A 12822-nucleotide genomic window follows, 5' to 3' on the forward strand; every position below is an offset into this window, starting at 1 on the left:
CTAATAACATAATTTTACTACTATTGCATTTTTAAACAATGGGGTATTGATTAAACAAAAATCCCTCCGCAATAGCGGACGGATCTTTAATCATAATAAATATTTTACCCTTTACCCTTATCCCTATACCCTAGCCCCTAATTATCTCCTTCTCCCCTGCCCTCTACTGGATGAACGCGGCCTGCTTCTGGAAAAATTGCGTCTTTGTCGATAAGGACTTTTGGCCGGTGCTTTCGGGAAGGCACTACCTTCTCCCAAAGTAAGTTGGGTTCGGATTAACTTTTCAATATCACGAATATCTCTTTGCTGGTCAGGGGTGGCAAAAGAAATTGCCTTACCTTTTTTACCTGCTCTGGCGGTTCTGCCGATTCGGTGAACATAATCTTCCGGTGAACCCGGCAGATCATAGTTGATCACGAGCTCAATATTGTTCACATCAATTCCGCGGGCGGCAATGTCTGTGGCAACTAAGATACGGAATGTGCCGTTTTTGAATCCGTTGATCGCGGCTTTTCTCTGGGCCAGTGTTCTGTTTGAATGGATTTCCGAAGCAGTATAATTCATCCGGCGGATATCCACGGCCAGTTTTTTCGCTCCCCATTTGGTGCGGGAGAAAATCAGAATGGAGCCGGTGTATTTTTCCAAAGTAGTTTTCAGCATGACAATCTTTTTATCAGCCGGAATAATAATTACTTCCTGGTCAATCTCTTTTACTGTGGTTCCCGGCTGGGCGATTTCGACACGCAGCGGCAGGTGCATATGGCTATTAGCTATTGCTACAATCGACTGAGGCATGGTCGCGGAAAAAAGCAGTGTCTGTCTGGTCTTGTTCATGCGCATCAGTATCTTTTCAATCTGTGGAGCGAAACCCATGTCGAGCATTCTATCCGCTTCATCCAGAGTTAAGATGCCTACGCCATTTAAAAGATTAAAATTGTGCGAAAGATGGTCAATCAACCTGCCCGGTGTAGCAACAATAATATGCGGGTTATTCCTGAGCGCCTTTATCTGTGGCTGCATGGATGCTCCGCCGATCACTACAGCAGTTCTAAGCCCCAGTGGCCTTCCGAAACGCATCAGCACTTCGTCCACCTGGGCGGCCAGTTCGCGGGTCGGGACTAAAATCAGCCCGCGGGTTTTCAGACGGGCAATGTTCTGTAGCATCGGCAAACCAAAGGCCAACGTCTTGCCGGTGCCAGTTTGCGCGATTCCAATCAAATCCTTCCCTTCAATAGCTAGCGGGATTGTTTTTGCCTGAATCGGGGTTGGAACTGTAAACTTGTTCTGATCCAGTAATTGCAGTAACTTCGGGGCTAAACCCAGCCCGTAAAAATTCGATGAGTGCTCTTCTGACATAAATTTTTGTGAATAATTAATTTTCTAGCGTTTAGCCGCTCTGAAGTATCGATATCCTCAAACCAGCCCTTTCTATTTATACCCTACCATGAAACCTCCAAAACAGCCACTTTAGTTGAATTAACTTACTTTGTCAACCCCAATAGAGTTTTAACTCCTATCAATAAATATTTATAACTATAACGGGGTCAACTCCCCTAATCCCTACATCCTAACCCCTAGTAAATAAAAAAACCCGCGGGAGATCTGCGGGTTACAGAGGGAATGAATATTCCCCGCGCGGCGACATCAAGTAGCTGATGTAGATGAATCCGGCGTAAATGGCCAAAAGAGCGAGTGCGAGGAGAAACCCCATCGCGATGATCTTGGCCGAGCGCTTCACCGGTGCAGTGTGAGTTTCGGGGAGATTGGTGTGGGGGTGGATGATCAGATGGTCATGCTTCGTGGGCATTTCCGTACCTTCCGGTTCGGGGAAGATGACCGCTCGGACGCTGTTTCTACCCTAGCACATAATCATTTTTTTTCAAGTAGTAATTACCCTTACACCTATTCCCTAACACCTAAAACCTAACTCCTAATCAAAACCAAAAACCCGGCTGAAATTTATCCATCAGGGTTCTATATATTTAATCCTATTTTCTCACAAAGAGTATTGCGTTCGGGAGAAGACGTCCCGGTCCGGTAACGTAGCTACTGTTATACAAAAGCGCCGTTGATCCCCCGCCATCGAGGTTCATCGCATAGTCCGCGCCCAGTGAGTCAAAAATATAAGCCAGATCTTTTACCGTCGCCGAACGCGCGATCACCAGATAGAAATTATTGCCGTCGTAACCGATACCCCCGCGGGTGGATTTATTATTCATTGAAGCTTCAATCGGCTCGCTTTCCACGACTACCGATCCGCCTTCAACAAGTGAAGGATAGTTGGAAATCGCCGCTTTCACATTTTTACCATAACGTGATTCGTATTCCGCCACCGAATAACCAAAACTGATTGTCCGGTGGAAAAAGTTGAGGGTTCCATCGGTGTTCTGCACAATCATCGGACCGGAGTGATACGGCAATTTTTCAGCATTCAGCATAATATTTAATTCACTGTTAAAAAACGGCTGATGGTAACTGTATGTTTTCCCCGCGCAGGATGCGTAATCCGGCGGGCAGAAATAAGTACCGTGGATACCAAAACTTGCGCCGTTCTCATTAGCATACGCAAGCAAGCTTTGTGCCGGACAATTATTTCCGCAGTCGCTGGCATTACCGGTATCCGAAATCAGATCAAAATCACTACGACTTAGCTTTACCACATCAATTGCAAAAGAACCCCGGCTCAAAGTAATTGTATAACTTTGTCTGGTCGCCAGATTTTGTGTCGGTGCGTCCGGCGTTCCACCGTTTTCGATTGTAACCAAATTTGCGACCGTAATCCCCAAGCCAAACCGAGTCATAATACTGAAAGCGTCCGCGGGACGTCCGAGATAAGTACGCTGTTTAGTTTTTGGATGCACATACCAGGCTTCACCGTTTTGTTCCACCTGGAGTAATATCCTGCCAGCCAGCCGATCGCGCAGAGCCTGATCCCCGCCCTCGTTTCCTTCGGTCGGAATTTTTGCCAGATTAGCATCCGAAATTCCAAGTGACAAATACCTCATAATGCTGAAAGCATCATCCGGTCGGCCGAGGTAATAGCGCTTCAGATTTTCCGGCCAGACATACCAGGCCTCTCCGTCATGTTCCACGTCCAGCAAAATATATCCTTTAGTATTCTCTGCCACACTGGCTGCATTTACCGGGGTACTAAGATTAGCAATTACTAAGATTAGCAAAAGTATGATTGTATTTTTTTTCATATATTTATTATATCATACAACCAAAATCTTATACCCTAAACCCTTTACCCTATACCCCAACCCCTAACCAAAATAAAAAACTCCCAGAGCTACGAATAGTAGATGAGAGTGATTGGATATGTCACAAAATGGAAAAGTGCTAGTTGGGCCGACTCTGGTCCATGTCGAGATTGGCCAGATTGGCGACCACCATTCCTCTGCTGATCACATCGGTCAGCGCCTCGTCCAGCTCGTCCGCATCTTCGGTGTCTTCTTCAAGACACATGACCACTCTCCACCCGTTGCGGATATCAATGCAGAAATCATAAGCATCATACAGCGTGTCCAGCGAGACCCAGAAGAAGGTGTCAATGCAGTCGAACTGCTTCTTGTGGCGAATCATACCAATATTCAGCTCTTCACAGGTGCAGTCCACATCGTGGCACACTTCTCGATGTGCGCGGAAGAACTCTCCTGCCTCCCGCAGAAGGACATTGCGAACGAAATACAGCTCCCTGAGATCTTCCGGGACCGCTCCCAGATCTTCGTCCCCCTCCTTGAAGGGAAGATTCTCCAATTCCCGATCCTGGTCGGTGATTCTCGCCTCGGCTTCTTCAACCCACTGCGGCATTCGCATGACGGTACCTTTCGGTTCCATCGTGGTGATAAACTTCCTCCTGGAAGTTCAATCAAATTAACAAAGCTTTGTATCTTTGTCAACGCCCCATATTCCTTTGGGCTTGATTTTATCTTAAAAATAGTGTATAATGAAAAAGATATTTGTAATTAAATAATAAATAAAATAAAAAATATGGCAGATGCCACAAGATCAAGATCAGTCCGTATAGAATGCGGGGAGATATCCGCAGACCTACGTCAAATCAGATTCGATGTCGCAGGAGAAACCGATCCGGTTAAAAAGCAGGCGATTCTAGATAAAATGGGACCACTCCAGGATAAACTGGCGGTATTGATCAAGGAAGTTGAAGATTCAAAACTAGATGTTCCGGATAATGAACTGGAAAATTTCAAAAACGCCATCAGACTGAACAAAACAGCATAAATCAATATAAAGCCTGCCGATAAAAATGGCAGGTTTTTTTGCTACCCAAATCCTATTCCCAAGGCCCTAATCCCTTACCTCTAAACCCTTACCCCTAACAAAATAAAAAAACCTCGCCGTTGAAGGAGAGGTTACTTGGGAGCAATGCGGATTCCGTTGATATCCGCGATCTTTCTGCCGGCACATTCGATCGTGACGTTACCGACGACCATCGCGGATCGCATACTGGTGATCTCCGCAGTCAGATTGAGCGTGTCTTCAGGCGTGGCGGTCAGCCGGAAAGTAGCTCCGCCGAGCCCTCGGAAAAACGGGACAGTCGGTCCCCCTTCTTCAGTCGGTCTGAGCCAGAGAGTCGAGCCGTAGGCGACAACGCCGAGCAGTTGAGCGGCCAGTTCAACCAGGATATGAGCCGGACAGATCGGCTTATCCGGAAAATGGCCGGAGCAGTGATTCGAGTTCGGAGTGAACTCGGTAGTTCCTCCGACGGGAAGAAAATGGTCATTCAATGAGACAACCACATCCTCCTGCAGAAGGAGCGCTCGCCCGGTGTGCGGCATCTTTGACTGGACCTGGTCAAACGACACCGTACAAATGGTATGCGGTTTCTTTGCCATAGCATCCTTCCTGGGACTACGTCGTGGAGTTGACGGGACTGTTGGTCCGTGTCAGGCGGATCATGACCGGGAACCACCACAAGATGATGAAAAGGACGACTTGCACCGCGCAGTTGAGAACGAGCAGGCAGATTGCGAGAATCAGCCGGATGAGAAAGATGAATAGTTTTATCATCAGAGTCCTCCCTGCTGTTTCTGATGCAACTACCGCTTCTTCTTGCCATCCATCAGCGGACGCAGATCTTCGCCGCATTCGAGACACTTGCGATGACCATCAGCCGCCAACTTGGCATGCCTATCGAAACAGGTCATCTCGTGGATTGAACGAGGGTGGTCAGGACGAGAACCATCTTCACTTTCATTGCGAAGATGGGCTCTCTTGAGTTCTCCCATATCAACACCTCCAATATGCATTGCCTTGGCGAGCTATGTGCATTTACACATAGTTATTGATTCTATTGTTTTAGTGTCTATTTGTCAACCCTTAAGTGCAATCAACATAAAAAAGTGTGATTCCAATATCACACCATATTTATAATAAACGTTTTATTTTTTAGTCCTTCTGGTGAAATAAAATATCGTTCCAACAATTAACCCAACTGTAATCAGTCCGACGATTGAGATTACTATGATCAGCATTGTGTTATCAATCGGATCCACGGTTTGCTCCACAGGCAGTTCCGTCGGATAGATAGCCACTCCCCCGGTAGTTGGAAATTCCCCAGATGGTTCAACTAAAGTATTTTCGGCTTCATACCGGACCTGGTTTAGAGCATCCACTTCATTTACGGCAGATGTTAAAAGTTTCGTTCTGCCACAACTACCCGTATACATTTTTCCATCCCGGGCGATCGTGGCATAAACTAAATACTCTTTCCCTTCTTCAAATTCAAATCCGCAGGCCGGACCAAAAGCATCAGTGCTGATTGTTAATATTCTTGCATCATCCGCATTCCCTTTCCAGGAATCATAAACGACAAATTCAGCATCTTTATATGCAGGGTCACTACCCAATCGTTCTCGGAAAGATGTTGCGATTCCGGAAAAAACAATATCCGCATTAAAATATTCCGTGGCTACATCAGGCGGTCCGGCACAATCACAAGCCAAGACTTGATTCGCAAATCCGATTACTAAGAAGAGTAAGATTACAGTAATTATTTTCTTCATGCCGGACTGTTATAGAGATCTTTTTTTAGCTGTTCAATCAATCCGGGACAAATTTGTTTTGCCTTCTCTGTTTTTAACCGGTTCACAATATCATTCATATAGTGCCCTTCAAATATCGTTACCCAGTCTGATTCAATGTATTTCTGTTTCAAATGGTCGATGCTCAATTTGCTTAAACTGTCCGCATCCACCAGGATAGCCTCATCTTCCGCATTTGCTTCATGCGCATCTGCTGCTTTCGCAAGCCGGACTACTTTTTCCACATCTGACTGCGTATAACCGTGAGCACCCATTATTTCAGTGATGTACGGTTTTGTGTTTTCCGCTGCCTGTTTTTCATTATTTAATAATTGCTGAAAATATATTTTTTGATCGGGTAAAATATCCCACCATCCGACATCGTGCAGATATCCCGCTACAATCAAAAGTTCCAGATCAGGCCGTCCAGCCCCCAACTCTTTAACCCAAAAAACAACGCGCTGACAATGCTCCCAGTCACCGGCACGGCATTTTTCCAAATGTGGTCGTACAAATTCTTTGAATTCTTCTTCGCGAAATATCATTTGTTTAAAGATTAAACAACCCGTTCCAACCTTCATTGGTCGGGCGGGCGTTAGCCGGATAAGTACCTTTCAGGTAAGAGTTACCTCCCCTGATATCGTATGATTCCATTTTAAATCCGGGGATAGTATTCATCAACTCATTTACTCTGGTCTCAAAAAAATCCTCGCCCTGCTGCAAGTATTTTTCCGGAACATTAAACATGCCTAATTTTGCTTCCGTTACATCGAGCGCCACCTGATTGACACCGATCTGTTCGACAGCAACCTTTACATAGATCGGCGCCTTGATGTATTTTTGTACATTGGCGGAGATTTCTATAACACCATCGCCTTTCTTCACTTGGACGTTTTTAAACAGCGGGTCTTTTCCTTCAAATCTCTGCAGCCAGGAAGTGGTTTCTTCCGAAGAAAACTCCGCATCAACCGCGATCTCTCCCGTAAATATTTCTGACGGATCAGCCGTATAACTGATATATTCACCGGAAATTTTCATAGGTATTTTTTTCGAAATACTGACTACCGCTTCCGGGCTGGTTTTAATACCCAGATCTTTCGCTTTATTCGTACCCAGTACTGAAGAAATAACCGGAATTTCATAAAGCCCGGTTATTGCCACTCCCACGCCTAAAATAACCAGTAAAATTATCAAAACAATTAATGCTGTTCTTAATCGATGCTTTTTTTTCGGCTGGTCAATCTTATCCGGCTTTTCATCAGGCATCACGGAATCAATCGGGTTTTCCCGTACTTCAGATTTTTCTTTTTGTTCTTGATCAATGTTTTGCTCATCCATATATTTAATCTCTAAATTAATTATTATAAGTCTATATATCCCTATTCATAATTCTAATATGTTCTTTGTTATGAGTAAATAGGTCGATTAAAATCTTAACGATAATCAAAATGATTGATGTTAATACTGAGCGTCCGATACCGGTAATAATAAAAGCTCCGATGATTATTGTAAGATGCGTCACGATAACTCGATTATATGGTTCCATTATTAATTTTTGAAATTGAATTTTTTTGTATTCTTCCTTCCCTATGAAATTTGTACGAAAAGAAATTCCGTGACTTACAATTAACATTAGAAAGGAGAGAATAATCCCGTTAAATATTCCTGAGTCAGAGATAAAAGTTGACCAATTGTATCCCATATTTGATATGTTACTAGAATGATCATAAAATACTGCAAAAATAAACATTCCATGAACAAAAGTAAAAATTCCATAATGAAAAACAAAAAACATTATATATGCCCATTTCAAAAATTTTCCAAATGTTTGGAAAAATTTTATGACAATATTTGAGGAATCCGGCAGGTTATTTGCAATACTAATTTGATACACATTTTTGACTACGGACATTTTTAAAACATTAAACAACCCGATTACAATATTTTCGAGCCAGTACAAAAACATAATGGAAAATAAATCCCACTGAAAAAATATTACTCCGATCATCGGCATTATATTGGCAACAATTAAAGACTTTGCTGATGCAGAGCTTATGCTGAACCTACTAGACTTATTACTCTCTATATTTTGCATTAGCAGAAAAGTATATATCTAAATTTGCTCATTAACATCAGGTTTGTGCACATTATTATCTGCTCGTTCCGGTTTATATCCCGGCGTATGTTCGTCCGGCTCCATCGGAGTAGGCGGTGCCGGTGCTATATGTGAGTCTTTTCTGGCTCCGGTAATAAGCATAATTAAACCGATAAGTAATAAAACAAAACCGCCGAAATACTTTACTGCCGGATCTTCCATTACCAATAAAATCCAAATGGAAATCGGTATAAAAACTACGCCTATTATTATTCTTTTGATATTCATTTTATCACCTGCCTTCTTTAATATTTAATATGTGACATGAAAATCCGGGCAATTTGCCGTTGCCCATTCGATATATTTCGGGGCACAGGTCCAGTCCGCGTCTCCTCCAATCATCGGAAAGCAATTAGCTCCGGCTACACAGTAATATTCATCCTCACTCGGTATCTCGCCGGTACTTGAATTGGTATTGCTGTTTGTTTCGGGCAAATCTACTGTTCCGGCATATTGCCTTATTTTACCTGATCCGGAAATACTTTGAGTTAAGCTAGGTGAGCCGACATACTGAATATCACCACTGCCGCTGATTGTTACATCCAGCTCATCCGTTGCATTCAATATCCCGTCACCGGAGCCGGAAATACTGATTACGGCATTTTTCGATACCATATTTTTTGCATTATAATCCCCCGACCCGCTGATTTTAATATTCTGATCAGTTGCAGTACCGGCCATTAGGAATTCCCCGGAACCGGAAATGTTTACTGCCAGGTTTTTTACATCCAGTACCATATCCGCTTTACCGGAACCGCTGATTTGGATAGTAAGTTCATCTGCCTTTAACGTACCATCCGTTATGATCTCTCCGGAACCGGAAATGCCGATCCGGCTCAGATCATCTACGGAAAGATTGTAAGTGATTTTTTTTGTCGGCCAGATGGTCCAGAAAAACCACGGGTTTTTTACTTTCAGCTTCAGTGTATTATTTTCTACAAACGTTTCCAAATGCTTCATAATATTGTCTTCAGCCTCCACTTCCAGCTTTTCTTCGCCGGACTGAACAATATTCAAGACCCCGGTCCCGCTGATTACCACCTGGTTGAAATCGGAAACCGCGCGTGATTCTTTAACCAGTTTGCCGGAACCCCTGCCCCATACATAACCGGATACCAATAAGGCAACCACCAAAACGCCGATGGCGGTTACCGCCATGAGCCATAATGACGGAATATTCTTTTTTGTTATCGATTTAGTTTCAACCGGTTCCACAATCTTTTCATCCTTTGAATCGAGTCCCATCACCTTTAAAAGCGGAAAACCGATCAGCCAGATCGCCAGTGCGATAATCACGCCGACCATCACATCATAAACCTCCGTTACCGCCCCGATAATAATGATAATTACTGCAATACCGCTTAGGATAGATTTAATGCCTTTTGTTTGTTCGTTGGTCATATATTTTCTATTAATATTTCCATATTAAATTATGTAATACAAACTACCAGCGGTAATTGGCAAAAACCCAATCAATCAGTTCCGACGTTTCCCGCCAGCGGGCAGAATCAGAATCCGTACCCAATACAACCGTAATTATCTCATCACCGTCGTCATTTTTTATTCGAGTTGTAAAATTATATTTTGCCTCATCCAGGTAGCCGGTTTTGCAGGCTATGAATTTATACCCGGAGTTCAAAAGTTTGTTGGTATTTTTTATATTATGGATACTGCCGATATTGATTGTTTTAAAAGAATATACCGGAACAGTCGTTGCCTGCAATATTTCAAACCGGTCGGATACCGTTTGCATAAATTTTGCATAATCAGAAACAGTAGATCGGTTTTCCAACCCCAACCCGGATGGATCGCCAAATACTGTATCGGTTAATCCTAAATCGCGCGCCTTTTTATTCATCGCTGAGACAAACTCCGCCCGTGTCATGCCGGTTGATCTTGCGATCGCATTGGCCGCGTTATTTGCCGAGCCGACCAACATTGAGTAGAAGTAATCACGAATTTTCATAGTCTCGCCGTCAACCACATATAATTTTCCGCCAATTTCATTATCAGACGAAGAATATGCCATTACTTTATTAAAATCCGGATTTGTTTCCAAAAATACCAAAGCGGTCATCATTTTTGTCAGACTGGCAATCCACCATTGTTTATCCGAATTTAATTCATATAGCACTGCGCCGGTGCGTTCATCAATAGCAATCGCCGTTTCCGCCTGGATACTTGGATTGCCTGCTCCGGTAATTTTTACCGGTCCGTCCAGAACGCCGGTGGTTTCAAATACGGCGACAATCGACCAGGGAAAATGAATCGCCGCTTTAGCAATGTTGTTTGCGTAATCAATCGTGGTTGGTATCGGCCGCCATTCATTCGTAATTCTGTCCCAAAAATGAATTCTCTTTTTATAAACATTCTCTGATTCAAATTTTAGGGAGATAAATACCGGCTTATCAAGTACAGTCGGATTTTGAACACGGATATCATAGACATATACCGGACTGATCAATTCTTTGGTTGACGGGATTTCGTAGTTTAAATAGTCAGATTCTTTTATTTTCACCCAGGCACCCTCTGTGAATATTCCTCCGCGGATTCCGACCATAAAGTCATAATGCTTGCTCGGAACAGTGTATCCTTTTGCCATAGTGTCTTGATTCAGATAGCGTGCCCGGTTTAATGTCTCTACCGCATCGGCTGGGTGTGAAAATGACAGAAATAATATTCCTGTTGCTATTATGGTTAAGCCTTTGTAATTTTTGTTTTTCATAGTCTTTAAAATAATTGCCAAAAAAATAATCCGATCATTAACAGTCCGATAATGAATTTGATCAAAGTTCCGCTTAGAAAGCCAATAAATGTTCCCAAACCCGCCTTCAGCGCTTTGCGGTGATCTTTTCCGCTGATCAGTTCGCCGATTGTTGCTCCGATCATCGGACCAATAATCAAGCCGACCAGTCCGCCGGTAATGATTCCGATCATCATCCCAAAGATTGATCCGGCGATACCCCACCTTCCCGCTCCGAATTTCTTTGCTCCGTAAATATTCGCCAGATAGTCAATAACGAAAGAAAAAATCATCAATAAGGTAAATATGGTCATTACCAGCCAGCCGACTTCCCGGAAATCGGTAAGGAAAGCGTAGATTAATGCGCCCAGCCAGATTAAAGGAATGCCGGGAAGCAGCGGAAAAACAATTCCAACCAAACCTACCGTAAAAAACAGTATTGCAATCCCTAGAAAAATTATTACTTCCCAGCCCATATATTTGTATTATTTATTTAATATTATTATATCAAACAAAGCTGAAATAAGCACTTTTCTTAATATGTCTTGACGTTCGGTTTTTGTTCGGGTATACTGTTTATACTAGTACAACTACCTGTGGATAACTCTCTCTCCTATCCAATCCCATATTTATCTAAACCCTATACCCTAATCCCTTAATCCTAACCCCTAAATCTATGAACGAAAACATCACTAAAAAGCAAAAAGAAATCCTGGACTATATCACGGAATTCATTTCCGTAAACGGCTACTCCCCCAGTTATCGGGAAATGGCGGATTATTTCGGCTTGTCATCCCCCGCCACTATTTTTGAACATATCAAAGGATTGGAGGACAAAGGATTTATTAAAGCGGAAGAGAGAAAAGCCCGGTCCATTAAAATATTCAAGGAGAAAAAGAAAGAGATGCCCGCACTCGAACTGCCATTAGTAGGATTAATCACCGCCGGTGAACCGATCGAAGCGATTGAAGAAAGAGAAACAATTTCCATACCGGTCGGGTTGGTTGACAGCATTAATTCCTTCGTACTGAAAGTCAAAGGCGAATCCATGATCGGCGAAGGAATATTTGACGGAGATTACGTGGTCTGCGAAAGAAACTACTATCCGAAGAACGGCGACGTGGTTGTAGCGCTTTTAAATAATGAATACGCAACTCTCAAAAAATATTTCCGGGAAAAAACCAGAATCCGCCTGCAACCGGCCAATCCCAATATGAAACCGATCTTTTCCAAGAACCCGGTAATTCAGGGGATCGTCAAAGCCATCTTCAGAAAATATTAAAAATTTATAATTAAAAACAAAAACATGTTCAAAACAATCAATGAAACCATCAAAGTAACCAGCTCTTTCTTTCGGGACAGGGTAATACCGGAAAAGTTTGAATGGAACGGACAGCAACATGTGATTGAAAATTCCAAACTGGTGCACGCCGCAAAAAAAGGCGAAGGGAAAATGTTTTTCTTTGATGTGCAGGATGACCGGGATTTATATAAACTTTCTTTTGATACCAGAAGTCTGGAGTGGGAGTTGAACCAGGTTTTTATTCAAAAATAATTTATGTACGAAACGATCAATGAAACAATTGAAGTTCTGGTTCGTTTTGGCAAGCAGACTATTGCCCCCGCTGTTTTCCGCTGGCGGAATAAAATATACAAGATCGAAAAAGTTAACCTAGCACACAGTGGTAAGGTGGGAGATGAAAAATGGTACTACTTCTCCGTTTCTGATGATGCCAATTATTATAAACTTGCCTTTAACAGCACAACTTTGAAATGGTATTTGGATGAATTATATATAGAGGGCTAACATAAGTGTAGGTGACAATGCGCCCGTCTGCCAACGTCTGAAGCCGTAGGCTGATGACGGGCAGGCATTG

At 43.0% G+C, this 12822-nt stretch carries 18 protein-coding genes; 5 read left to right on the forward strand and 13 right to left on the reverse strand.

The annotated features are described in order from the left end of the window. Nucleotides 1–141 precede the first annotated feature (141 nt). From WCW66_03955 to WCW66_03970, 4 genes are all read right to left on the reverse strand, one after another. The gene (locus WCW66_03955) at nucleotides 142–1356 is read right to left on the reverse strand and encodes a DEAD/DEAH box helicase (GenBank protein ID MFA6391875.1); all 1215 of its coding nucleotides are present in this window, start codon (nucleotides 1354–1356) and stop codon (nucleotides 142–144) included. 253 nt (nucleotides 1357–1609) lie between these two features. After that, nucleotides 1610–1807 carry a hypothetical protein gene (locus tag WCW66_03960; protein ID MFA6391876.1) on the reverse strand — a complete coding sequence of 66 codons (198 nt, stop codon included), beginning with the start codon at nucleotides 1805–1807 and terminating at the stop codon, nucleotides 1610–1612. Nucleotides 1808–1988: 181 nt separating this feature from the next. After that, a complete protein-coding gene (locus tag WCW66_03965) occupies nucleotides 1989–3203 on the reverse strand; it encodes a phosphodiester glycosidase family protein (protein ID MFA6391877.1) in 1215 nt (404 codons plus the stop codon). Between the two features lie 139 nt (nucleotides 3204–3342). Further along, a complete protein-coding gene (locus WCW66_03970) occupies nucleotides 3343–3840 on the reverse strand; it encodes a hypothetical protein (protein MFA6391878.1) in 498 nt (165 codons plus the stop codon). A 153-nt stretch (nucleotides 3841–3993) separates the two neighbouring features. On the opposite strand from WCW66_03970, the gene WCW66_03975 reads away from it, so the two are divergent. Next, nucleotides 3994–4245, forward strand: coding sequence for a hypothetical protein (locus WCW66_03975; GenBank protein ID MFA6391879.1), 252 nt, complete (start codon nucleotides 3994–3996; stop codon nucleotides 4243–4245). A 131-nt stretch (nucleotides 4246–4376) separates the two neighbouring features. Here WCW66_03975 and WCW66_03980 read toward each other — a convergent pair whose 3' ends face one another. Next, the gene (locus tag WCW66_03980; GenBank protein MFA6391880.1) at nucleotides 4377–4859 is read right to left on the reverse strand and encodes a hypothetical protein; all 483 of its coding nucleotides are present in this window, start codon (nucleotides 4857–4859) and stop codon (nucleotides 4377–4379) included. Between WCW66_03980 and WCW66_03985 the strand changes: the two genes are divergently transcribed. After that, nucleotides 4837–5025, forward strand: a complete 189-nt coding sequence (locus tag WCW66_03985) for a hypothetical protein (protein MFA6391881.1) — start codon at nucleotides 4837–4839, stop codon at nucleotides 5023–5025. The two genes, WCW66_03980 and WCW66_03985, sit on opposite strands and share 23 nt — an antisense overlap. A 380-nt stretch (nucleotides 5026–5405) precedes the next feature. Here the strand turns inward: WCW66_03985 and WCW66_03990 are convergent, their stop codons facing one another. The 8 genes from WCW66_03990 to WCW66_04025 are packed head-to-tail and all read right to left on the reverse strand — an operon-like array spanning nucleotide 5406 to nucleotide 11421. Continuing rightward, nucleotides 5406–6029 carry a hypothetical protein gene (locus WCW66_03990; protein ID MFA6391882.1) on the reverse strand — a complete coding sequence of 208 codons (624 nt, stop codon included), beginning with the start codon at nucleotides 6027–6029 and terminating at the stop codon, nucleotides 5406–5408. After that, nucleotides 6026–6592: an HD domain-containing protein gene (locus WCW66_03995; protein ID MFA6391883.1), complete on the reverse strand. Its 567-nt coding sequence runs from the start codon at nucleotides 6590–6592 to the stop codon at nucleotides 6026–6028. Before WCW66_03995 ends, WCW66_03990 begins: the two co-directional genes overlap by 4 nt. 4 nt (nucleotides 6593–6596) lie before the next feature. Next, the gene (locus WCW66_04000; protein MFA6391884.1) at nucleotides 6597–7385 is read right to left on the reverse strand and encodes a hypothetical protein; all 789 of its coding nucleotides are present in this window, start codon (nucleotides 7383–7385) and stop codon (nucleotides 6597–6599) included. Between the two features lie 31 nt (nucleotides 7386–7416). Beyond that, nucleotides 7417–8142: a DUF6498-containing protein gene (locus WCW66_04005; GenBank protein ID MFA6391885.1), complete on the reverse strand. Its 726-nt coding sequence runs from the start codon at nucleotides 8140–8142 to the stop codon at nucleotides 7417–7419. 18 nt (nucleotides 8143–8160) lie between these two features. Continuing rightward, nucleotides 8161–8430 carry a hypothetical protein gene (locus tag WCW66_04010; protein ID MFA6391886.1) on the reverse strand — a complete coding sequence of 90 codons (270 nt, stop codon included), beginning with the start codon at nucleotides 8428–8430 and terminating at the stop codon, nucleotides 8161–8163. A 24-nt stretch (nucleotides 8431–8454) separates the two neighbouring features. Further along, entirely contained in the window at nucleotides 8455–9603 is a 1149-nt protein-coding gene (locus WCW66_04015; GenBank protein MFA6391887.1) for a head GIN domain-containing protein, read from the reverse strand. A gap of 43 nt (nucleotides 9604–9646) precedes the next feature. After that, entirely contained in the window at nucleotides 9647–10927 is a 1281-nt protein-coding gene (locus tag WCW66_04020; GenBank protein MFA6391888.1) for a serine hydrolase, read from the reverse strand. A gap of 5 nt (nucleotides 10928–10932) precedes the next feature. Further along, a complete protein-coding gene (locus WCW66_04025) occupies nucleotides 10933–11421 on the reverse strand; it encodes a DUF456 domain-containing protein (protein ID MFA6391889.1) in 489 nt (162 codons plus the stop codon). A 200-nt stretch (nucleotides 11422–11621) separates the two neighbouring features. On the opposite strand from WCW66_04025, the gene lexA reads away from it, so the two are divergent. The 3 genes from lexA to WCW66_04040 are packed head-to-tail and all read left to right on the forward strand — an operon-like array spanning nucleotide 11622 to nucleotide 12752. Then, on the forward strand, nucleotides 11622–12227 hold the full coding sequence (gene lexA / locus WCW66_04030) for a transcriptional repressor LexA (GenBank protein ID MFA6391890.1): 606 nt from the start codon (nucleotides 11622–11624) through the stop codon (nucleotides 12225–12227). Between the two features lie 24 nt (nucleotides 12228–12251). Next, nucleotides 12252–12500 (forward strand): hypothetical protein, encoded by a 249-nt coding sequence (locus WCW66_04035; GenBank protein ID MFA6391891.1) that lies wholly within the window; start codon nucleotides 12252–12254, stop codon nucleotides 12498–12500. A gap of 3 nt (nucleotides 12501–12503) precedes the next feature. Further along, the gene (locus WCW66_04040; GenBank protein MFA6391892.1) at nucleotides 12504–12752 is read left to right on the forward strand and encodes a hypothetical protein; all 249 of its coding nucleotides are present in this window, start codon (nucleotides 12504–12506) and stop codon (nucleotides 12750–12752) included. Nucleotides 12753–12822 lie beyond the last annotated feature (70 nt).

The organism is Patescibacteria group bacterium (assembly GCA_041664365.1).
Classification (GTDB): domain Bacteria; phylum Patescibacteriota; class Patescibacteriia; order UM-FILTER-42-10; family UM-FILTER-42-10; genus JAHJEX01.

What these genes read in the sequence shown, in the direction of transcription:
- WCW66_03955 (MFA6391875.1), bottom strand. Translation starts at nt 1,356, where the DNA reads ATGTCAGAAGAGCACTCATCGAATTTTTACGGGCTGGGTTTAGCCCCG.
- WCW66_03960 (MFA6391876.1), bottom strand. Translation starts at nt 1,807, where the DNA reads ATGCCCACGAAGCATGACCATCTGATCATCCACCCCCACACCAATCTC.
- WCW66_03965 (MFA6391877.1), bottom strand. Translation starts at nt 3,203, where the DNA reads ATGAAAAAAAATACAATCATACTTTTGCTAATCTTAGTAATTGCTAAT.
- WCW66_03970 (MFA6391878.1), bottom strand. Translation starts at nt 3,840, where the DNA reads ATGGAACCGAAAGGTACCGTCATGCGAATGCCGCAGTGGGTTGAAGAA.
- WCW66_03975 (MFA6391879.1), top strand. Translation starts at nt 3,994, where the DNA reads ATGGCAGATGCCACAAGATCAAGATCAGTCCGTATAGAATGCGGGGAG.
- WCW66_03985 (MFA6391881.1), top strand. Translation starts at nt 4,837, where the DNA reads ATGGTATGCGGTTTCTTTGCCATAGCATCCTTCCTGGGACTACGTCGT.
- WCW66_03980 (MFA6391880.1), bottom strand. Translation starts at nt 4,859, where the DNA reads ATGGCAAAGAAACCGCATACCATTTGTACGGTGTCGTTTGACCAGGTC.
- WCW66_03990 (MFA6391882.1), bottom strand. Translation starts at nt 6,029, where the DNA reads ATGAAGAAAATAATTACTGTAATCTTACTCTTCTTAGTAATCGGATTT.
- WCW66_03995 (MFA6391883.1), bottom strand. Translation starts at nt 6,592, where the DNA reads ATGATATTTCGCGAAGAAGAATTCAAAGAATTTGTACGACCACATTTG.
- WCW66_04000 (MFA6391884.1), bottom strand. Translation starts at nt 7,385, where the DNA reads ATGGATGAGCAAAACATTGATCAAGAACAAAAAGAAAAATCTGAAGTA.
- WCW66_04005 (MFA6391885.1), bottom strand. Translation starts at nt 8,142, where the DNA reads ATGCAAAATATAGAGAGTAATAAGTCTAGTAGGTTCAGCATAAGCTCT.
- WCW66_04010 (MFA6391886.1), bottom strand. Translation starts at nt 8,430, where the DNA reads ATGAATATCAAAAGAATAATAATAGGCGTAGTTTTTATACCGATTTCC.
- WCW66_04015 (MFA6391887.1), bottom strand. Translation starts at nt 9,603, where the DNA reads ATGACCAACGAACAAACAAAAGGCATTAAATCTATCCTAAGCGGTATT.
- WCW66_04020 (MFA6391888.1), bottom strand. Translation starts at nt 10,927, where the DNA reads ATGAAAAACAAAAATTACAAAGGCTTAACCATAATAGCAACAGGAATA.
- WCW66_04025 (MFA6391889.1), bottom strand. Translation starts at nt 11,421, where the DNA reads ATGGGCTGGGAAGTAATAATTTTTCTAGGGATTGCAATACTGTTTTTT.
- lexA (MFA6391890.1), top strand. Translation starts at nt 11,622, where the DNA reads ATGAACGAAAACATCACTAAAAAGCAAAAAGAAATCCTGGACTATATC.
- WCW66_04035 (MFA6391891.1), top strand. Translation starts at nt 12,252, where the DNA reads ATGTTCAAAACAATCAATGAAACCATCAAAGTAACCAGCTCTTTCTTT.
- WCW66_04040 (MFA6391892.1), top strand. Translation starts at nt 12,504, where the DNA reads ATGTACGAAACGATCAATGAAACAATTGAAGTTCTGGTTCGTTTTGGC.